Below are 20,986 nucleotides of genomic sequence, written 5' to 3' on the forward strand. Positions count from 1 at the left end.
CGCAATTGACGTACCGGGGCACACCACCCCGCTCACCCCAAAACCGACACAGGTAAACACCATGAAAGCACTGTTGCTCGCGCTGAGCTTTGCATTGTCCACAGGCGCCGCCTACGCTGGCCCCAAGGTCGCACTCGAAACCAACAAAGGCCAGATCGTCATCGAACTCGATGACAAGGCGGCACCGGTGACAACCCAGAATTTTCTCAAGTACGTCAATGACGGCTTCTACAATGGCGTGATCTTTCACCGCGTCATTCCCGGTTTCATGATTCAGGGCGGCGGCTTTGAGCCCGGCATGAAGCAGAAGAGCACCCGCGAGCCCATCAAGAACGAAGCCAAGAACGGCCTCAGCAACGTCCCCGGCAGCATCGCCATGGCACGCACCAGCGATCCGCACTCGGCCAGCGCTCAGTTTTTCATCAACCTCGTCGACAACAGCAAACTCGACTACCCCTCGTTTGATGGTTGGGGTTACGCCGTATTCGGCAAAGTCGTGGAAGGCATGGACGTGGTCAAAGCCATTGGCGCCGCACCGACCGGCATCGCTGGCGGTCATCGCGATGTCCCCACGGAGGACATCACCATTCGCAGCGCCCGTGAAATCACCAGCGCCAAATAATTTCACCCGAACACGCAAGGAGCATCACATGGCAGTCAAACTGCACACCAACCACGGCACCATCACCCTCGAACTCGACGCTGAAAAAGCACCCGAGACGGTCAAGAACTTCCTGGCCTATGTCGAGGCCGGCCACTACAACAACACCATTTTTCACCGTGTGATCGACGGCTTCATGATTCAGGGCGGCGGATTCGAGCCCGGCATGAAGCAGAAGCCGACCAACGACCCGGTCAAGAACGAAGCCGACAACGGCCTGAAGAACGACAAAGGCACGATTGCCATGGCGCGCACCCAAGACCCGCACTCGGCCTCCGCCCAGTTCTTCATCAACGTGTCCGACAACGACTTCCTGAACCACCGCTCCCCGTCGCCGCAGGGCTGGGGCTACTGTGTCTTCGGCCGTGTGACCGAAGGCCTGGAGACGGTTGACGCTATCCGCGCGGTCAAGACCGGCTCATCCGGCTTCCACCAGGACGTGCCGACCGAAGACGTCATCATCGAGCGCGCCGAGATCATTTGATCGCGCCCATGAACACACAGGTGGAAGGACCGGTTCTCTTCATTGCCGATCTGCACCTGTGTGCGGCCGAGGCCGCCACGACCCGCGCCTTTGAGGCCTTCGTGGCGGGGCCTGCCCGCCAGGCAAAAACGCTGTACATCCTCGGCGATCTCTTCGAGTACTGGGCCGGCGACGACGATCTCGCCGCCCCGTATCACCGCCACATTGCCGATCTCCTCGCCGAACTGACTAAGGCCGGCACCGAGATCATCTTTGTCGCAGGCAACCGTGACTTCCTGATCGGGACCGATTTCTGCACCGCCACCGGCATCACGCTGGCCACAGAGCCCGTCACGCTATCCCTGAGTGCTCGCCCGGCAATTCTCTTGCACGGCGACGTCCTGTGCACCGATGACCACGCCTACCAAGTCTTCCGACAACAAGTCCGAAACCCCGGCTGGCAAGCCACATTTCTCGCCCGCCCGCTCGACGAGCGCCGAGCCATTATCGAAAGCATCCGCGCGCAAAGCGAAGCTGGCAAGCAGCAAAAAACGGCCGACATCATGGATATCAACGAATCCGCCGTTGTTTCAGCCTTCCAGAGCGCCGAATGCGACCTGATGATCCACGGACACACCCACCGCCCGGCCACCCATATTCATTCCGTCAATGGCCGGCCGTGCGAGCGCTGGGTGCTCTCAGACTGGCACGGAACCGCACCCTACCTTGCCTGGACGGACGGCGCCCTGACCCGAAAAGAACTGTTCATCTGACCTCATGGTAACCATCACCGACAAACCAGCCAGATAGCTACTACTTGTAGAATTCCAGCAACTTGTACGGCACCCCCGAGACCAACGGAACATCCGTCACCGTCACCGTATCGCCCTCAACCTCGGCACGCCCCGACAACACCCCCTTATCCCATGTCCATCGAATCTGTTCGCCATCGCGCAGCTGGAATTGCGCCGGCCGACGCGGCGTCACACGCCGCGGCTGATCGGGGATTCCTCCGCCAATCTCCTGGCGTTGTACATAACGAAGCGGAAAAACGAGACGCGACGGCGTATCGACAATCCGCGCGTGGTCCCACAACAAGCCCATGTTGTAGTGACCGCGCGGGAAGCGCTCTTCGTCAACACGATCCGTTGCCAACAGCGGATAGTTTCCGCTCGAGTGGGTAAACGCCGAATGCGCCCGATCCAGCGTCACGTCCTGGTCCGGGCTCTCGAAAGCAGAGAGATTCGGCAGTCGAACGCCCTTCTCTGCCGCGTTGTGCCCATCGCGCCCCCATGAAAACGCTCCGCCGATCCTATGCTGTTCGATCAGGTTCACGAACTCCAATTGGGTATTTCCATCCGGTCCGGCGCTGAATCCATCGTTGCTTGAAAAGGCGTGGCGATAATGAATGCCGCGTACTATCGGATCGCTGGCCGCCTGAAGGGCGAAGTCGATACGCTCCCACACCATCTTTGTGCCCCCGGTCGGGCGGCAGGGTGCCATATTGCCCGGGGTTACGCTGGGCGATTCGGCGCGGCATGATCACACCGATGGCTCCTGTCACATAGGCAATCCGCTGGCGCCACGGCGCCGGAAGAATCATGCTCTGTATGACCGCCCCGCCACCGCCCATTGAGCCGCCCTTGAGTATGATTCCTTGCCGTTCGGTATCGATCTGCGGATAGCGTGCGACCAGATATTCGATCGATCCGGCCAGACGGCGCCCCGGATAGGGCGCGCCATCGGCCCCATAGGCCCACCATTCCCGCCACCGACCGTCGTGGGCTTCGGCATCCTGATTGCGCAATTCGATCTGCCCCAGCCGTGGCTGTGGCGGAGAAAACGCCTGGTGCATGCCGGCACCACTACCCGCTGACGATCCGTGCAAGTGCACAAACAGTCGCATCCGCACAGGTACCGGATCGGTTCGCGAATACGCCCACTGAAAGTCGACACCATGCGGATCGAAGTAGTGCTCCGATGCAATATCCCAAACGCCTGGAAACCATGCCCAGCGTCCGGCAGGCCCACCGCCAGTTTGGGCAGGGTGATCCGGTGCCGTGAGATAGCCCGCCGGTTGCAGTCGCACCACCGCCCCACCGCCGCCACCCTGACCTGCGCTACTCGTCACCCCGGCCCGCGAGACTGACGTGTTTGAGACAGGCCCATCACCACGAAAGGCCTCGGGTCGGACCCGTGGATCAAAGAACGCGCCACTATCGATCCAGTCGCGCACCGTCGCCAACTCCGCCGCAGTGACCTTCACATCGGGGTGGCCATTGTTGTAATCGATGTCCTTAAGATAGGCATCGTTCGTCTGATAGTCGGCCCGACGCCCCTTGAAATACCAGTACAGCGCCGAGCCAGCAGCATAGTTGCCATTCACGAGCCATGAAACATGTGGCCTATCGAGCCAGTAGACCGCCTTTTCTGAATAACCTTCAGCGCGCTCATGCACCTGCACCGGCCTTGGATTGGTCTCCTGTTTGTAATCTTTCAGGATCATCATCCACGTGCGCACGCCTTGAGGCGCGGTGTGATTACCGAAGTCGATCCCGCCCGCCGGCGCCCGTCCGCTGTGACAGCTCGCGCAACGACGGTTGAGAATCGGCACAATGTCCGCGTTGTATTCCGGCTGACGCATTAAAGCAAGAAGACGCGTCGGCGAGCGTTTCGCGGCCAGGCTTTCGGAGAAGTCCGGCGTGGCATCGACATCATTGTGTTGATGGCACCCACCACAGGTCAACACGGTGCCGGGCCGCAAGGACTGCGGCATCATGTCCCGACGGATGACCTCGCGGTCAGCGTTCAATCCAGACAAGACCCAAGGCACATCGCAGGGAAGCTCGATTTTGGCCGAACCATCCGGCTCGACCGGCGCGTCCCCGAGAATCGCAGCGCGATACCCCCACACCGACCACCACTGCCGACCTTCCCCGGCGAAATTGCGCACTCGCTCGGTATTCGGAATCACCTGGGTAATCCGGATGTATTTCACATCGGCATCTTTGACCCCGACCAGTTCCTTGCCAAACAAGGGCGACAACTCCTGATGCCCCCAGCGGTAGTTGCCATGCAGCACCGGATAGGCCTTCGTCTCAGACTGCTGGGATGCGATATGCAAATAGCACTTTCCATCATCTGAGCGCGGCTGTGCCACGTTGTCGGGTGTGGCTTGACCATGCACGTCGATATACGGCCCGCCGTAAATGGCACCGTATTCAGCCACTCCCGGCCGGTCAATCAAACGCACCGGGTCGCGCAGGTAATCGTCCGACGGAATTTTGTCCGCTGGCAATTTGTAGATACCGATCTCGATCCCGACTGGATTGACGATATTTGCCGGGCGCCGGTTGGGGTCGGGGCCTTGCTCCACAAAACGGTCATTGCCATCCGGCTTCAGTCCCATCTGCTTGTTGCACATGCCCTGGCACCACACAAAACCCAAGGCATTACCAGGCAACCCGAACGGATCGCGGATCTTGCCCTTGTAGCGTGCATTGGAAAAATCGAAATGTGCCTTTTCATCGTTGCCGTTCGCCCAGCTCGCAACATCAAGTAGATCGCGGGGGTTGAGCGCAGCGAAGCGGCCCTTCGCTTCACGAACCGGGATTCCCTCGACGGTGAACGGCTTGGGCGACCACAGAAAAATCTTGCCAGCTCCCTGATTATTATTGCCTCGGTAGTACTCCCCCACCGCCAGCCTGCCGTCCTGGAGCTGGCTGACCCAGTGCAAGGCACGGCCACGATAATGCGCACCGAACGACGACTCCTGAGAGCCGCCCCAAGGATCGGTCGCGCATATCCACCATTGATTCAGAAGGGTTCCCGGGTAATTGGTGTAAACCGGGCCATAGCCGATATAGGCCAGATCATGGCCCCACTGGGCGCACGAGCCAATCAATCGGCCATCCCGAATCTGAGTCGCACCGTAAAAACTGGCCATGTCGTGATAACCCGTCTTGACGACATTCGAGCCATCGAGATCGGCAAAATAGGTCTGCAGGTTTGCATACCCCTGAACAGACATTCGCGGCAACAATGGCTCGTACTCGCGATCGCGATCCGATGAAAACGTCACCCGCAAACGACCGTTCTGATTCACGAATGCCGGCGTCAGGTCATGCTGCCCTGGCTTATAGGGCCAAGTGGTAGTGGTCCCACTGACCAAATCATGAATGGCGACGCTGGCGCCAGACACCCCCGCCAGCACCCTGTTCCTTGAACCACACACCGGTTCCCACTGACTACCGTGATAAAGCGTGAACGCCACTTTCGTGCCATCAAACGACAGGCGAGGATCCGTGGGCATACAAATCTTCCCGGCAGCGGCACAGTCGTAGAGAACAGTCACCCGCCCGGTCTTGTCACGGCGCATGAGGCGGCCAGGGCCGCTGATACCGTTGGGTGCATTGCCGGCGGCCTTCTGGTTGTGCACCCGATTGTTCACTTCCGGTAACGAGATGCATACGTCCGGGTGGTCGAACACCTCCCCCTGGTACTGCGAAGGCGTGCGATCAATATCGAATTCGACCCAGATCAATGGCGTCGTCGTGTCCTCGTCAGCCAAAGCAATGCTTGCGAGCGCGACTAAAAGCAAAGCCAGCATCCAGCGCATGTGCAACCCCCATGTCAGCGACGAGCTCTTCAGTGCAACACAACAAGAGCACGGCAGAACCGTGACTGGACGACGAGGCGGACACACCGGATCAGTTGGAGCGACCGCACGCAGCCAGTCAGCGCGACGTTACGGTTCATCGTCAGAAGTAGACGCATTTCCCAATCTTGCGCCATACAAACTCACAGTGAAACGCTGGCGCCATGGGCTTGAAGCACACGCCAGAAGTACACTTCCATGCTCGATCCGGTGAGCAGCAAGGCAAAGCCGGCCACGGAAGAAAGTCATCCGCAGGAATCTTTGCTACAGACTCTTACATACTGACTTCCAAAATAAAAAGGCGCGGACTTTCGTCAGCGCCTTTCGAGATGTATCACGACGATGTCAGCGAGTCAGCCCCGCCAGATCCGCCTGTAAATCTGCCACCGACTCCAGCCCGACGGCCACACGAATCAGACCTTCGCCAATCCCGCTTGCCGCGCGCGCTTCCGCCGAAATGCGACCGTGCGTGGTCGAAGCCGGATGAGTGATGGTGGTCTTGGTGTCGCCCAGGTTGGCCGTGATTGATATCAGGCGCGTCGCATCAATCAGTTGCCACGCCGCGGCACGACCGCCGACGACATCAAAACTGACGATCGCACCACCCGAGCCCTGCTGGCGTAATGCCAGTTGATGTTGCGGATGAGACGGCAAACCTGGGTAGTAGACCCGTTCGACTTGCGGCTGATCCGCCAGCCACTGAGCCAGGGCAAGCGCACTGGCGCTCTGGGCTTCCATGCGGATGCGCAGCGTTTCCAGGCCTTTGAGAATGACCCAAGCGTTGAACGGGGAGAGACATGGGCCAGCAGTGCGCAGGAAGCGGAAGACTTCTTCGATCAGGGTCGCGCCGCCGACCACGGCGCCGCCGAGTACCCTGCCCTGTCCATCCAGATACTTGGTGGCCGAATGAATGACCAGGTCGGCACCCAGCGCCAAAGGTCTTTGCAGCGCAGGCGTACAGAAACAGTTATCAACGGCCAGCAATGCACCGTGACGATGGGCGACTTCGGCCACGGCAGCGATATCGACCAGCTCGGTGAGCGGGTTGGACGGGGTTTCGACGAAGAACAGCCGGGTGTTCGGACGCGCCGCCGCATCATACGCCGCGATGTCCGCGGCGGGCACGAAGGTGGTTTCGATCCCGAAGCGCGAAAATACATTCCCAAATAACTGCTGCGTCGACCCGAACAATCCCTGCGAGGCAACGATGTGATCGCCGCTCTTGAGCAAGGCCATCACGGTCGACAGAATGGCCGCCATGCCGGACGCCGTGGCCACGCAGGCCTCGCCGCCTTCGAGCGCGGCCAGGCGGGTCTGCAAGGCTGAGACCGTCGGGTTGGTGAAGCGCGCGTACACATTGCCAGGCTCTTCGCCGGAAAAACGTGCCGCCGCTTGCGCTGCGCTGTCAAACACGAAGCTCGAGGTGAGGTACATCGCCTCGCTGTGCTCGTTGAACTGGCTGCGCTCTATCCCTGCGCGCACTGCCAGGGTATCGAAATCGAGCGAGAGCCCGGAATGATCTGCCACGCGAAAGTCCTTGCTAGTCCGAGTTGTCCGACGCCAGATTCAGGTCGAGCTGATTGGCGACCGGTTCGCTGTCGGTGTCTTCCAGCGTCACCGGCGGCGAGCTACGACGATTCTCAATGCCGAAGAGATAGTCCGGGGTCACATCGCCGGTCACATACTTGCCGTCAAAACAGGAAGTTTCGAAGTATTGGAGCGACGGATTGATGGCCCGCACCGACGCGCGCAAGTCTTCAAGATCCTGATACAGCAGGCCATCGGCGCCGATGGCTGCACAAATTTCGGCCTCGTCCCGATCTGAGCCGATCAATTCGGCGCGGGTGGGCATATCGATGCCATACACGTTGGCATGACGCACCGGAGGCGCCGCCGAGGCGAAATACACCTTGGTCGCTCCCGCATCGCGGGCCATGCTCACGATCTCCTGGCTGGTGGTGCCACGCACGATCGAATCATCGACGAGCAGCACCCGCTTGCCTTTGAATTCCTGATGGATCGTATTGAGCTTCTGGCGTACTGACTTCCGTCGTACCGCCTGACCAGGCATGATGAAAGTCCGACCGATATAGCGATTCTTGACGAAACCCTCGCGATACGGCACCCCCATCTGGTTGGCCATTTCAAGCGCAGCGGGCCGGCTCGAGTCCGGGATGGGAATCACCACATCGACCTCGACATGCGGCATGGTGCGTCGAAACTTGGCTGCCAGATACTCGCCCATTTTCAGGCGGGCTTCATACACCGACACGCCATCGATAAGTGAATCCGGTCGTGCCAGGTACACATACTCGAACATGCACGGTGCGTGTACCGTTGACTCGGCACAGGCGTGGCTGCGGAAGTTGCCTTCCATGTCGATGACGATCGCCTCGCCAGGTTCGACGTCGCGCAACAGTTTGAAACCGAGCGCATCGACAGCAACACTCTCTGAAGAGACGATCCACTCTGTGCCCGCCGGCGCGTCATTGCGACCAATCACCAGCGGTCGGATCCCGTAGGGGTCGCGAAACGCCAGCAGACCATACCCGGCAATCATCACGACCGCGGCATACGCGCCGCGACAACGACGATGCACCGCCGCGACGGCCTGGAAAATGGCCTTCTCGTCCAGTTTGCATCCATTGGAGGCAGCCTGCAGCTCGTGCGCGAGCACGTTGAGCAGCACCTCAGAGTCGGAGTTGGTGTTGATGTGGCGCAGGTCAGCGAGAAACATCTCGCGCTTGAGCTCTTCCGAATTGGTGAGATTGCCGTTATGAGCGAGCATCAGCCCGAACGGTGAATTCACATAAAACGGTTGCGCCTCGGCCGGGTTATACGCGGAACCCGCCGTCGGATAGCGCACATGACCGATCCCCCAGTTGCCCTGAAGGTTGCGCATGTTGCGCGTACGGAACACATCACGAACCAGACCCGAGCCTTTGTGCATCAGGAAGCGCCCACCCTCGGTGGTCGCGATCCCGGCCGCATCCTGGCCGCGGTGCTGCAGCACCTGCAGTCCGTCGTAAAGCAACTGATTGACCGCCGTTGTAGCGACAACCCCTAGAATCCCGCACATGCCATCACCTATCGAAAACTCACCCGTTCCGCCACCACATTGGGCATCCAGGGTTTCGCCGCAACCACGGCTGTCTCAAGCAGCGGAGAGAACATCGCCGCCTCCCACCACGGGGCCCGAGACAGTCCGCTCGCACCCCCAAAAGCTACCAGCAGGCACGCAATCGCAACCGCCTTGGCCGTTCCGAACAGCGCACCAAATCCTCGATCGACAAAGCCCAGACCGACCGCGTGGATCAGCGCGCGCAGGGCATACCGGACGACCGCCACCAACACAAGCACCGCCAGGAAGATCAACGCGAACGCGGCAAGATAAGCAAACGCGGGCTCGCTGATCCAGTCGGCAAACAAAAACGCGACCTGACCGGCAAACATGCGCGCCACAATAAAGCCGAGAATCCAACCCGCCAGGGCCAGGACTTCACTGATCAATCCGCGCCAAAAGCCGAGAATCGCCATGACGCAGAGCAAACCCAGAAACGCATAGTCGAAAACTGTCATTACAGTGCCCGGCTACTCAGCCGCGAGCCATTACCACGCCTTTGAAACCGGCTTTTTCCAATTGATCTGCGGCCTTTTCCGCGGCGTCCCGACTGCCGTACGGCCCCACACGCACGCGCGTGCTCGTCCCAACCTTCTGGGTAAATACCTTGAAGCCCCTTTCGCGCACCTTGTTCGCCTGATTCGTCGCGCTATCCGCATTGCTGTAGGCACCCAGCTGCACCACAAAGGCCTCACCCGTCGCCGGGGCTTCGGGCTTCAGCAATTTTCCGGCCAGAATCGCCTCGACGCGGGCACGCTCGTCAGTCGTAGTCGTCGCAGTCGTAGTCGTAGTCGTCGGCGCCGGCTTCTGGTCCTCGGGCGCTTTCTGTGTGACAGGCTTCGGTTCTGGCTTGTCCGCAGCGACCGGCTTGACCGGCGCAGCCGCCACTGGTTCAGGCGACGGCTCGATCTTTGGCGCATCGGCAGGCGCCGCCATTGGCGACATCGCGGGTGGCGACGGCAACTCGATCTTTCGTTGCGCGAAATTTTCGCCATCCTGGCTGGGAATGCGCACCTGAATATCCTCACCCAGGGGCTTGGGCGCTGGATCCATCACCATCGGCAAAATGATGATGGCAAGCAGCGCCAGCGCAGCGGCACCTACCAGGCGGCGGCGGGCGCGCTTTTTCAGATCGGTCTGGGCGTCGTCGGTCGCCATGGCAAGCTCAGCGTTCAGCGCGAATGGCGACCAATGCGTCGGCCACCGTAAGGAAAGAACCAAAGACGATGATTCTATCACCGTCCTGCGCCGCCGCCCGAGCAGCCCGATAGGCGTCGGCGGGCGACGCATGGCGATGATCACCCACGTCGATGCCAGCAGCCGTCATGCGCGCCGCGAGATCATCGGCGGACAATCCCCGCGGTCCGGGCAAACTGGCCGGCAGCCAGTGATCAACCCGGTGTTTGATTCGCGCCAGCGATGCCTCAACGGCTTTATCGGCCATCATGCCGATTACCGCCCAGGTTTCCGGGTAGTAACCCATGTTGGCAAGGTTCTCGGCCAGCACGCCGACCGCCTGCGGATTATGGGCCACATCCAGCACGACGGCGGGCTGCCCCGGCAAGGTCTGGAAACGCCCCGGCAAGTCGACCAGCATCATGCCTTCGCGGATGGCTTGCATCGGCACAGGCAGGCGGTCGCGAATCGCTTCGAGCGCCGCCATGACCGCGCTGGCATTGAGCAACTGATTGGCGCCACGCAGCGCCGGATAGGCCAGTCCGCCGCGGCGGACACCAGGCCCCCAGAATCTCCACTGCGTGCGATCGCCAGAAAAACCAAAATCGCGCCCACTGATCTGCAATTGCGCGCCCACCTCTGCGGCGACGGCTTCGATTGTCGTGGGTGGTTGCGGGTCTGCGCAGATCGCGGGGCGCCCGGGGCGGAAAACACCGGCCTTCTCGCGCCCGATCGCTTCGAGGGTATCACCGAGGTATTCCATGTGATCCATGGCGATACTGGTAACGATGGCGCAATCCGAGTCGAACACGTTGGTCGCGTCCAGCCGGCCGCCCAATCCGACCTCAAGGATGATCACATCCAGCGCGGCATCGGCGAAACAAGCCCAGGCGGCCAGCGTGCCATGCTCGAAATAGGTCAGGTAGATGTCGCCGCGGGCCTGCTCAACCTGTGCGAACGCAGCGGCGAGCGTGGCATCGTCGGTATCGAATCCGTTGATACGAACCCGCTCGTTATAGCGCATCAGATGAGGCGAGGTGTACAGCCCGACCCGATAGCCGGAGGCCAGGCAGATCGCTTCGAGCATTGCACAGCTCGAACCCTTGCCATTGGTGCCGGCAACGGTGATGACAACCGCGTCAGAAGACAGCCCCATGGCGTCGCGCACAGCGGCAACTCGCTCAAGGCCAAGCTCAATACGTTGGCCGTGTCGGGCTTCGATCAGGGCCAACCATCCGGCGAGATCACCGGGCAAAACGGAATCAGGCATTCGTGGCGGGCTGGCGTGTCAAAAGAGTCATCAGATCGGCAAGGCGGCGACGCATTTCACGACGATCGACGATCATGTCGATGGCGCCTTTTTCGAGCAGGAATTCGGCGCGCTGGAAGCCCTCGGGCAGTTTCTCGCGCACCGTTTGTTCGATCACCCGCGGGCCGGCAAAGCCAATGAGCGCATTCGGCTCGGCAACGACCACGTCGCCCATAAAGGCGAAACTCGCAGATACCCCGCCCATCGTCGGATCGGTCAGAATCGAAATGAAGGGCAGCTTGCGTACGGCCAGTTGATTGATGGCCGCCGTGGTCTTGGCCATCTGCATGAGCGAAAACAGCCCTTCCTGCATGCGCGCCCCGCCCGTGGCGGTGATGCAGATAAACGGCACGCGCTGTTCGATGGCTGCGTGGACACCTCGCACGAAGCGCTCGCCCACCACCGAGCCCATCGAGCCGCCAAGGAAGTCGAATTCAAAGCAGGCCACCACCACCGGCACGCTCAAAATGGCACCTTGCAGGACAACCATCGCGTCCTGCTCGCCCGTCTCACGTGCAGCGGCCTTGAGCCGATCAGGGTAACGTTTCGAATCCTTGAACTTGAGCAAGTCCATCGGCGTCACGTCGGCGCCGATCTCGAACCGGCCTTCGGGATCGAGCAGCAGATTCAGGCGTTCGCGCGCACGAATGCGCTGATGATGGCTGCACTTGGGGCAAACGCTGTGGTTGCTTTCCAGATCGGAGCGGTACAGCACCGCTTCGCAGGCCGGACACTTGCTCCACAAACCCTCGGGAATCGACTTGCGGGCGGCGCTGTCATCACGCTTGATTTTCGGGGGCAGCAGTTTCTGAAGCCAACTCATAAGCGGGGTTCTCCAAGACTGTCTAGCGCCTCGCGAATCGAGCGCAGAAAAGCCGTCACGCGCGCGACCGCGGCGTCGGGGCCAGCGTGTTCAATTTCTTCGATAATCCGGCTGCCAATCACAACCGCGTCAGCCACGGCGCCGACCGCCTTGGCCGTTTCGGCGTCACGAATGCCGAAGCCAACGCCTACCGGCATGCCGACACGCTCGCGAATCAACGGAATACGCTGGGCGACCTCGTCGAGATCCAGTTTGGCTGAGCCGGTCACCCCTTTCAGGGAGACATAGTAGATATAGCCGCTACCGGCCTTCGCCACATCGTCAAATCGCGACTCGAGCGAAGTGGGCGCCAACAGAAAGATGGGATCAATCCCGGCGCCCTTGGCGATGTCGGCGAAAGCCACGCACTCCTGCGGCGGGTAGTCCACCACCAGCACGCCATCGACGCCCACGGCAGCCGCCGCAGCAACGAAGGTTTCGGCCCCCATGGCTTCAATGGGGTTGGCGTAGCCCATGAGCACCACCGGCGTGGTGGTGTTGGTCTTGCGAAACGCCTCGACCAGTGCAAGCACTTTGCGCAAGGACATGCCTGCGGCGAGCGCCCGCTCGGAGGCGCGCTGAATGGTTGGGCCATCGGCCATCGGGTCTGAAAACGGTACGCCCAGTTCGATGATATCGGCGCCGCCATCGACCAGCGCATGCATCAGCGGCAAGGATGCCTCGGGCGACGGGTCGCCCGCGGTGATAAAAGGAATCAGCCCGCACCGACCGGCCGCACGCAACTGTTGAAAACAAGATTGAATTCGTGACATAAACACCTACGCGCCGGGCTGACTGCACCCGACCAAAAATCAGAACTGAATGCCGGACTTTTCGGCCACCGTATGCATGTCTTTGTCGCCACGTCCGGACAAATTCACCAGCAGCACCTTGTCCTTGCCCAGCGTCGGCGCAAGCTTTGCAGCGTATGCTAGGGCATGCGAGGACTCGAGGGCCGGGATAATACCTTCGTAGCGGCACAAATCGTGAAACGCCTGCAATGCTTCGGCGTCAGTCACCCCAACATACTCGGCGCGATTGCAATCTTTAAGCCAGGCGTGCTCGGGCCCCACCCCCGGATAGTCCAGGCCAGCAGAGATCGAATGCGTTTCGATGATCTGGCCGTCTTCGTTCTGCAGCAGATAGGTGCGGTTGCCGTGCAGCACCCCAGGACGCCCGGCACTCAAGGAGGCCGCATGCCGCCCGGAATCGAGACCATCACCGGCGGCCTCAACACCAATCAATCGCACATCCGCATGCGGAATATAGGGGTAGAAAATACCCATTGCATTGGATCCACCGCCGACGCACGCAATGACAGCGTCAGGCTGACGCCCGGTCATCTCCGGCATCTGAGTCAGGCATTCTTCACCGATGACCTTCTGGAAATCACGCACCATCTGCGGATAGGGGTGCGGGCCGGCCACCGTGCCAATAATGTAGAACGTGTCATGGATGTTGGTCACCCAGTCGCGCATGGCTTCGTTCAGGGCATCCTTGAGCGTGCGCGAGCCCGACTCAACCGGGACAACGCTGGCGCCCAGCAATTTCATGCGATAGACGTTTGCGGCTTGCCGGCGGATGTCTTCAGAACCCATGTACACCACACACTCCAGCCCGTAACGGGCCGCGACAGTAGCCGTCGCCACGCCATGCTGACCCGCACCGGTTTCAGCAATCACGCGCGGCTTGCCCATATGACGGGCCAACAGCGCCTGACCGATGCAATTGTTCACCTTGTGCGCGCCAGTGTGGTTGAGATCTTCGCGCTTGAGGTAGATCTGTGCGCCGCCCAGCAATTCGGACCAACGCCGAGCAAGGTAGATCGGGCTCGGTCGGCCAACAAAGTGGCGCAACTCGTAGCGATACTCCTCCATGAAGGCCGGATCCTTCTGGCAGGCAGCATAGGCCTCACGAAGACTGTCCAGGGCGGGGATCAGTGTCTCGGCCACAAACACGCCACCATACGGCCCAAAATGGCCTTGCGCGTCGGGCATCTGATACGGCGTGTCAGCCATCTGCATCTTTAACTCCGGAAATAAACCGGGCGATCGCCTCGGCATCCTTGATTCCCTTGTCCGCTTCAACACCGCTGGACACGTCCACCGCCCATGGGCGAACGCGCCGCACGGCATCGATAACGTTGTCCGCCGACAAGCCGCCCGACAGAATCAGGGGCCGATCAAAACCCGGGGGGATCAAGGACCAATCAAACACCTTTCCGCCGCCGCCATACCCTTCGACAAAGGCGTCCAGCAACAGGCCACGCGCAGACGGAAAACCAGCTGCGTATTCTACCAGATCGACCCCCGCCCGCATCCGCGCGGCACGAATGTAGGGGCGGCCGTACTGCAGGCAGTCCGCCTCGGTTTCATCGCCGTGAAACTGCAGCAGCTGGATCGGCAACCGCGCCAGCGCCTCGCGGACCCAGGCCGAGTCCGCGTTGACGAACAAGGCCACGATGGTCACGAAAGGCGGCACCCGCGCCATCAAGCCCGCCGCCTGCTCGATCGTCACATTACGCGGACTGGGGGGATAAAAAACAAAACCCACAGCATCGGCGCCCGACGCGACAGCCGCGTCAACGTCTTGTGTGCGGGTCAGTCCACAAATTTTGATTCGGGTTCGATGCACGATTCAGGCAGGGCAAGTTGCGGAGTGCAAATGATACGCCCCTGCCCCGGCAAGGACCATTGATCCGGATACTCGACACCACACAGATACAAGCCCGACGCCGAGAAAGTCGGCGCCGCGAGCGTGCGATCGCGTCCGCACAATAGCACCGCCAGCCAGTCAACGGGCTGAGCCCCCTTGCCGACATACACCAGGGCACCCACCAGATTTCGGATCATGTGGTGCAGGAAAGCGTCGGCGCAAAAATCGAAAACAACATACTCACCATGGCGCTGAACCCGGGCGTATCGTATGGTACGCACCGGCGAATGCGCCTGGCAGCTCGCAGCACGGAAGGCGGTGAAATCGTGCTCGCCAACCAGGGCCAGCGCCGCTTTTGCCATTGCGTTTGCATCCAGCGGGCGATGGAACCAGCCCACGCGAGCATGCAACAAGGCCGGGCGTACAGGGCCGTTGAACAGCACGTAGCGATAGTGACGGGCCGTGGCGCTGAAACGCGCATGAAAATCATCGGAGACCCCTTGCGCCCATCGTACCGACACGCCATCCGGCAAATGGCTGTTGGCGCCCCTTACCCACGCGCTGAGGGGTCGTGCCACCGGGGCATCGAAATGGACAATCTGCGTCGTGGCGTGAACCCCCGTATCCGTGCGGCCGGCACACACTGTCGGTACAGGCGCATCGGCGATCCGCGCCAGTGCCAGTTCGAGTGCATCCTGAACCGTCCTGCCATGCGGCTGCGTCTGCCAACCTTCAAAGGATTCGCCAGCGTATTCGACACTCAATACGGTACGCATCAAACCCACCACCAAACAAGGCCAGCAAAAAAGACAAGGGCAACAGCACCGTGATCTTGCACACGCCAAGGCAAGGCCTCAAGCCTCAGCGCGCCTTGTGTTGCGGGCGCCTCCACTGTTTCAAGCCAGTCGCGCCACCGCATGCGCGGACCATCAAGCTCGGCCAGCACCAGACTCAAGCGCACGGCGGCGCGCTCCGGGCTCACGCCCAAAGGCCGCAGTGCCGACGCCAGCACATGCAAGGCAAGAACAAGATGAGCCACCGGCATCTTCGACAACAAAATGGACACCAGCGACACCATGGCCAGCAGCCGTGCCGCATGTGTTGCACCGAGCCGCAACCCATCGTAAGTCGGACTCCACGAGGCCCCATCGGCGAATACGGCTGTCCCGGGCGTCGCGAAGGCGAACATCAGCGCAATCATCACCAGCAAAATGCGGATGCGGCGAATCAGCTTTATCGTCCGCAGACGATTCACCCACAACGCGACCGCCAACACACCTAAGGCCGCGAACCACAGCGTCGGGGCCGGCAAGGTCTGAACGAAAACGGCGACGCCCGCCCAAAGGGTGAGCATCGCCGCCGGATGCAAGACCATCACGTCAGCCAGCACGTATCATGCAGACTTACCCCAATCGTGCAAACACCGCACGGGCCTGTTCCTGTTGAGCGTCGTTGCCATCGCGAATGACCTCGTCAAGCAGTTCCCGAGCACCTTCAGCATCACCCATTTCTTCATAGGCCCGCGCCAGTTCGAGCTTAGTGTCGACTTCCTGATTCAGATCCTCGTCATCGGGAAGGTCCGGCATGCTGCGGCTATCGGTGAGCGAGGTGACAACGCTCTTGGACAGCGATGCCATCATGTCGTCTTCCTGAGCCTGCTCGTCGGCTTCAGCAGCCGTGGGGGCAGGTTCGTCAAACACTGGCGCTTCATCGTCCAACTCGTCACCAACATCGATATCGAGTTCACCCCCAACTGCATCATCAGCGATTTCAGGCGGCGGTTCAGCCGCTGCATTTTCTGGCCCGGCGTCGGCCGGCTTGACCTCATCATCGGCACCTTCCAGATCCAGGCTGATATCCGACAAGTCGAGAGAGGTTGCCATCATCCGATCATCGTTGCCTGCGCCAGGTTGGCCTTCATCAAGATCAAAATCGAAATCCAGCAAACTGCCATCGAAATTTGTTTTCTCGAGATCAACGACCGACACACCTGCGGCGTCTGCAGTCGCCTTGGTCTCATCTTCTTTTGGCAGATCCAGGTCCAGATCCGCCTCGGCTTCTGCTTCCGGTTCTGCCGCGATCTCTGCCTCAGGCGCGACCTTCACATCGGCATCGACGTCAGGCTCGGCGTCTGCATCCACTTCCGGCAGGGTGATCTCGGCATCGAAATCCAGATCGCTGGCTTGGCCGACATCGGCATCCGCATTTGGCTCGACCCCATCGACACGCGTCGCATCCAGCGATGCATCCGCCACCCCGTCGGCATCGGCCAGATCAAGGTTGAACTCAAGCCCGGCATCGGTCGTGGTGAAGCTCTCGTCCAGACGACGGCCCGCCACTTCGGTGGCTTCCATGGAGGCTGCGTCCGCCGTGGGTAGCGCTTCGGCCTCATCGAGATCCAGATTGAAGTCAAGATCGCCCGAATCAAGCGCGTCAGGCGCCTCAGCAGCAGGCGCCGCCTCCTCTTCGATCTGAGCCACAGCCGCCGCCTCAAGATCGGAGTCGGTGTATTGGTTCAGGTCGCCGGGGATTGCCCAAGTATCTTTCAGTTGAGACGGGGAAGGCGCATCGGGATTCGGCACGGACGAGGAGAAGTCGAGCGGCATCTCGGCTGACTCGTCACCGTCAATGGCCGCATCGATATCCGAAGGCGCCGCTTCCACGACTGCTTCGGCGACAGGCGCAGAAAACGCGGCCTTGTCATCCGTCGTGTCGTCATCCGCCTTGAAGCCGGCCGCGTCCGGAAGCGCTTCGTCAAGCGGCAGATCGATTTCGCTCTGCGGTCCGCGCAGGAAAAGCGGGTTCTCCGGGTCGAGCTTGCGGCCCATTTCGGCCGCTTTCGCCCAGTCCGGGCCATTGCCACCGGTCACCGAATACAACTCGGTCGCCGTGGTTTCAAACTGCTTCATGTTCTTGCGCTGGCCGTAGATTTCGAGCAGCTTGACATGAACCGCCGAACGGTTCGGATCGCCCTTGAGCGCATCCAGAAGAATCTCTTCAGCCTGCGCGTCGCGGCCGTAGGCCATATAGACATCGGCCTCGGCCACCGGATCAACACCCTCGTCGGCATCAATGGCCGACAAGCCGGATTGACTGAAATCGGTCTGAATCAGACTACTGCTACCGGTATCGACACTCTGGCCACCCGTTTCACCGAACACCGAATTCTGGTCCGGCGGGAAAACCGATGCCATCGCGGTCGCCTCGGGCGATGCAGCGCGATTCTTGCGGCTGCGAAGCAGGCCGTAGCCGAGCAACAAGGCGAGAATGCCGCCGCCACCGTAAAGCGTCGTCGGATTGGCGATCAATGAATCGAGGAAGCTGGGCTCCGCCGGTGGCGGCGCCGTCGGTGCAGGAGCGGGAGCTGGCGTCGGCGTCGGCGTCGGCTCCGCTGCGACGGGGGCTGGTGCCTCAACGGGCGGCGCCGGCGCCACGGCCGGTTCGGCTGCAGGCTCGGGCGCCACCAGCGCCTTGAGTTCTTTGTCGATCGCGTCCTGCTCAGCAGCGCTGGCAGGCGGCGTCTCGGCTTTCGGCGCGGCCATGGGCGCGGACGCCTCAGGCGCGGACGCTATAGGTTCAGGTGCCGGTGCCGCCGCGGTGGGTGCCGGTGCAGGCGTGCTCGCTTGCGTCTGAAGTGCGGCGAGATTCTCGTTCTTCAGCGCGATGAGTTTTTGCAACTCAGCGATATTGGCTTCAAGCGCAGCCAGACGATCCGTGGCCTCGCGCAGCGCCTTGTCGCGTGCGACCAGATCTTCTTCGAGTGACTTTAACCGCTCGGTGGCGGCGGCCATTGCCGTGCCATTGTCAGCGACCACAGGCGTGGCGTCGTCGACTGTTTTGGAAACCTTGACCTGATCCTTGCTCGCAGCGCTCGGCAAGGCGGGCTCTTCCACCTTGGCGGTAATCTTGCCGCTACTGGTCTGACCCGACGGCGCCGTTTCTGGCTCGGGTGCGGTCTGCGCAATGCGCGCCGCAACGCGGCGACGGTAGTCAGCGAAGTCGGCCGCATGGGCAACAACTTCGCGGCGCGCTTCGGCGCGCGGAATGGCGCTGACCTCGGCGGCATCGGGCACATTAAGAATCACGCCCGAGCGCAGCCGGTTCACGTTGTTGCCAACAAAGGCGTCGGGGTTGGCGCGATAGAGCGCCACCAGCATCTGATCGACCGCAACACCTTGCGGCAGATGCTGTTCGGCGATCTTGCCCAGGGTGTCGCCACGGCGAACGTTGTAAGTCCCGCCGGCTTGACCGCCAATGGGACGCGCGCTTGCTGCCTGCGGCTTGACGATCGGCGCTGCGGCCACACCGGCTGACGCCTTGGGCGCCGGCATGGACGGCGGATCGAGCAAGAAGGTGTATTCGCGCAAGAGCCGCCCCGACTGCCAGTTGAGCTCAACGAGCAAGCTGACAAACGGATCATTGACGGGTTTGACGCTGCTCAGGCGAACGTAGGATTTACCTCCGCGCTGCTCAACGGCCATTCGCACGCTGGTCAGTGCCGGCGCGTAACTGAGCTTGGCTGCCTTGAACGCATCTGGCGCGGCGACGGCAGCCGTCATTGACTTGACTTCGTCGGCGGTCGCGTTCAGTTCGATCTCTGCCCTGAGTGGCTGCCCGAGCGCACTGAGTACGGAAATGCGGCCCAGGCCGGCGGCCTGAGCACTGAACGGCATCGCCGCGATCGTGGCCGCAATAACCGTGGCCCTGAGAGAGGTCTTCTGGAAGGTATTCAAAACCGCATCCTCGCGCTGGAGCAATACAGGATTGCGAACATATCATTATGGATAGGGTGTATCAAGCAAGTATCCACATTAAGTATTATCCGCAAAACCTTAAAACGGAAGGAAAATTTCCTTCTCCGGTCTGCCAGCCAATGACAATCGCGGTCTTACAAGCGTCATATTCCGCATTCGGCGGTCATGACATGGCCCGGTACCTGAGCACCGGGCCATCGCAAATTACTGTTCGAGCAAGATGCGCAACATACGACGCAAGGGCTCGGCAGCACCCCACAGCAGTTGGTCGCCGACGGTAAAGGCGGAAAGATACTCCCCGCCCATGCCCATCTTGCGCAGACGCCCCACCGGAACCGTCAATGTTCCCGTGACGGCGGCCGGCGTGAGATCCCGCATGGAGAGCTCGCGCTCATTGGGCACCACTTTGACCGAACCGTTTGCCTTGGCCAGCATGTCGTTTACTTCGTCAAGTGGAACGTCTTTCTTTAGCTTGATTGTCAAAGCTTGCGAATGACAACGCATGGCGCCCATGCGAACGCACAGTCCGTCGATCACGATCGGGCTGCCGCTGCGGCCGAGAATCTTGTTGGTTTCGGCCTGGCCCTTCCACTCTTCCTTGCTCTGACCGTTGCCCAGATCCTTGTCGATCCAGGGGATCAGCGACCCGGCCAGCGGCACGCCGAACTGCGTCGTCGGACAGTCGCTGTTGCGCAGCGCCGCGGCGACATTGCGGTCGATATCAAGAATGGCACCTGCCGGATCCTTGAGCGCATCGCCGGCTGCGGCATTCAGGTAGCCCATCTGGTTGAGCAGTTCGCGCATGTGCTGCGCACCGCCACCCGACGCGGCCTGATAGGTCATGGAGGTGGCCCACTCGATCAGATCGTTCTGGAACAGGCCACCCAGCGCCATTAGCATCAGGCTGACCGTGCAGTTGCCGCCGATGTAGTCCTTCACGCCACGGTGCAGGCCGTTGCGGATGACATCCATGTTGACCGGATCGAGAACGATGATTGCCTCATCCTTCATGCGCAACGCGGAGGCCGCGTCAATCCAGTAGCCCTTCCAGCCCGCCGCACGCAGCTTGGGGAAGACCTCATTGGTGTAATCACCGCCCTGGCAGGTCAGGATCACATCCATGGCCTTGAGTGCGTCAATACTGTTCGCGTCCTGCAACGCCGGTGCGGCCTTGCCCACATCGGGCGCGGCGCCACCGGCGTTGGAGGTGCTGAAAAACACCGGGTCGATCAGCGCAAAATCGTTTTCTTCGCGCATGCGCTGCATCAGCACAGAGCCGACCATGCCGCGCCACCCCACCAGACCTACTCGCATCGTTGCCATCGTCT

At 61.0% G+C, this 20,986-nt stretch carries 18 protein-coding genes; 3 read left to right on the forward strand and 15 right to left on the reverse strand.

Annotated features, from left to right (window positions below; translation table 11 throughout):
- Positions 1–61: 61 nt before the first annotated feature.
- The 3 genes from FHP91_RS06420 to FHP91_RS06430 are packed head-to-tail and all read left to right on the forward strand — an operon-like array spanning position 62 to position 1,897.
- Entirely contained in the window at positions 62–622 is a 561-nt protein-coding gene (locus FHP91_RS06420) for a peptidylprolyl isomerase (RefSeq protein WP_144308805.1), read from the forward strand.
- A 28-nt stretch (positions 623–650) separates the two neighbouring features.
- Positions 651–1,145: a peptidylprolyl isomerase gene (locus tag FHP91_RS06425; RefSeq protein ID WP_144308806.1), complete on the forward strand. Its 495-nt coding sequence runs from the start codon at positions 651–653 to the stop codon at positions 1,143–1,145.
- Positions 1,142–1,897: a UDP-2,3-diacylglucosamine diphosphatase gene (locus FHP91_RS06430; protein ID WP_246116237.1), complete on the forward strand. Its 756-nt coding sequence runs from the start codon at positions 1,142–1,144 to the stop codon at positions 1,895–1,897. The genes FHP91_RS06425 and FHP91_RS06430 overlap by 4 nt, the downstream gene beginning before the upstream one ends.
- A gap of 40 nt (positions 1,898–1,937) precedes the next feature.
- Here FHP91_RS06430 and FHP91_RS06435 read toward each other — a convergent pair whose 3' ends face one another.
- The 15 genes from FHP91_RS06435 to asd form a co-directional block, all read right to left on the reverse strand.
- A complete protein-coding gene (locus FHP91_RS06435) occupies positions 1,938–2,459 on the reverse strand; it encodes a hypothetical protein (protein ID WP_144308807.1) in 522 nt (173 codons plus the stop codon).
- Positions 2,437–5,742, reverse strand: a complete 3,306-nt coding sequence (locus FHP91_RS06440; protein ID WP_144308808.1) for an HzsA-related protein — start codon at positions 5,740–5,742, stop codon at positions 2,437–2,439. Before FHP91_RS06440 ends, FHP91_RS06435 begins: the two co-directional genes overlap by 23 nt.
- Before the next feature lie 384 nt (positions 5,743–6,126).
- Entirely contained in the window at positions 6,127–7,308 is a 1,182-nt protein-coding gene (locus FHP91_RS06445; RefSeq protein ID WP_144308809.1) for an O-succinylhomoserine sulfhydrylase, read from the reverse strand.
- A gap of 13 nt (positions 7,309–7,321) precedes the next feature.
- Positions 7,322–8,860, reverse strand: a complete 1,539-nt coding sequence (gene purF, locus FHP91_RS06450) for an amidophosphoribosyltransferase (RefSeq protein WP_144308810.1) — start codon at positions 8,858–8,860, stop codon at positions 7,322–7,324.
- Positions 8,861–8,868: 8 nt separating this feature from the next.
- Positions 8,869–9,360 (reverse strand): CvpA family protein, encoded by a 492-nt coding sequence (locus FHP91_RS06455; protein ID WP_144172936.1) that lies wholly within the window; start codon positions 9,358–9,360, stop codon positions 8,869–8,871.
- A gap of 16 nt (positions 9,361–9,376) precedes the next feature.
- On the reverse strand, positions 9,377–10,060 hold the full coding sequence (locus tag FHP91_RS06460) for an SPOR domain-containing protein (protein WP_144308811.1): 684 nt from the start codon (positions 10,058–10,060) through the stop codon (positions 9,377–9,379).
- 7 nt (positions 10,061–10,067) lie between these two features.
- A complete protein-coding gene (gene folC / locus FHP91_RS06465; protein WP_144308812.1) occupies positions 10,068–11,348 on the reverse strand; it encodes a bifunctional tetrahydrofolate synthase/dihydrofolate synthase in 1,281 nt (426 codons plus the stop codon).
- Positions 11,341–12,210, reverse strand: a complete 870-nt coding sequence (gene accD / locus FHP91_RS06470) for an acetyl-CoA carboxylase, carboxyltransferase subunit beta (RefSeq protein WP_144172930.1) — start codon at positions 12,208–12,210, stop codon at positions 11,341–11,343. The genes folC and accD overlap by 8 nt, the downstream gene beginning before the upstream one ends.
- Complete coding sequence (gene trpA, locus FHP91_RS06475) at positions 12,207–13,022, reverse strand: tryptophan synthase subunit alpha (protein ID WP_144308813.1); 816 nt, start codon at positions 13,020–13,022, stop codon at positions 12,207–12,209. The genes accD and trpA overlap by 4 nt, the downstream gene beginning before the upstream one ends.
- Before the next feature lie 39 nt (positions 13,023–13,061).
- Positions 13,062–14,273 carry a tryptophan synthase subunit beta gene (gene trpB, locus FHP91_RS06480; protein WP_144308814.1) on the reverse strand — a complete coding sequence of 404 codons (1,212 nt, stop codon included), beginning with the start codon at positions 14,271–14,273 and terminating at the stop codon, positions 13,062–13,064.
- On the reverse strand, positions 14,260–14,883 hold the full coding sequence (locus tag FHP91_RS06485; protein WP_144308815.1) for a phosphoribosylanthranilate isomerase: 624 nt from the start codon (positions 14,881–14,883) through the stop codon (positions 14,260–14,262). The genes trpB and FHP91_RS06485 overlap by 14 nt, the downstream gene beginning before the upstream one ends.
- Positions 14,850–15,680 carry a tRNA pseudouridine(38-40) synthase TruA gene (gene truA, locus FHP91_RS06490; protein ID WP_186301463.1) on the reverse strand — a complete coding sequence of 277 codons (831 nt, stop codon included), beginning with the start codon at positions 15,678–15,680 and terminating at the stop codon, positions 14,850–14,852. The genes FHP91_RS06485 and truA overlap by 34 nt, the downstream gene beginning before the upstream one ends.
- Positions 15,680–16,294 carry an energy-coupling factor transporter transmembrane component T gene (locus FHP91_RS06495; protein ID WP_144308817.1) on the reverse strand — a complete coding sequence of 205 codons (615 nt, stop codon included), beginning with the start codon at positions 16,292–16,294 and terminating at the stop codon, positions 15,680–15,682. The genes truA and FHP91_RS06495 overlap by 1 nt, the downstream gene beginning before the upstream one ends.
- A gap of 13 nt (positions 16,295–16,307) precedes the next feature.
- Positions 16,308–19,577 (reverse strand): FimV/HubP family polar landmark protein, encoded by a 3,270-nt coding sequence (locus FHP91_RS06500; protein WP_144308818.1) that lies wholly within the window; start codon positions 19,575–19,577, stop codon positions 16,308–16,310.
- A gap of 285 nt (positions 19,578–19,862) precedes the next feature.
- Positions 19,863–20,981 carry an aspartate-semialdehyde dehydrogenase gene (gene asd / locus FHP91_RS06505; RefSeq protein ID WP_246116238.1) on the reverse strand — a complete coding sequence of 373 codons (1,119 nt, stop codon included), beginning with the start codon at positions 20,979–20,981 and terminating at the stop codon, positions 19,863–19,865.
- Positions 20,982–20,986: the final 5 nt, after the last annotated feature.

Origin of the sequence: Denitromonas halophila, from assembly GCF_007625155.1 — a bacterium.
In the GTDB taxonomy this organism is placed as follows: domain Bacteria; phylum Pseudomonadota; class Gammaproteobacteria; order Burkholderiales; family Rhodocyclaceae; genus Nitrogeniibacter; species Nitrogeniibacter halophilus.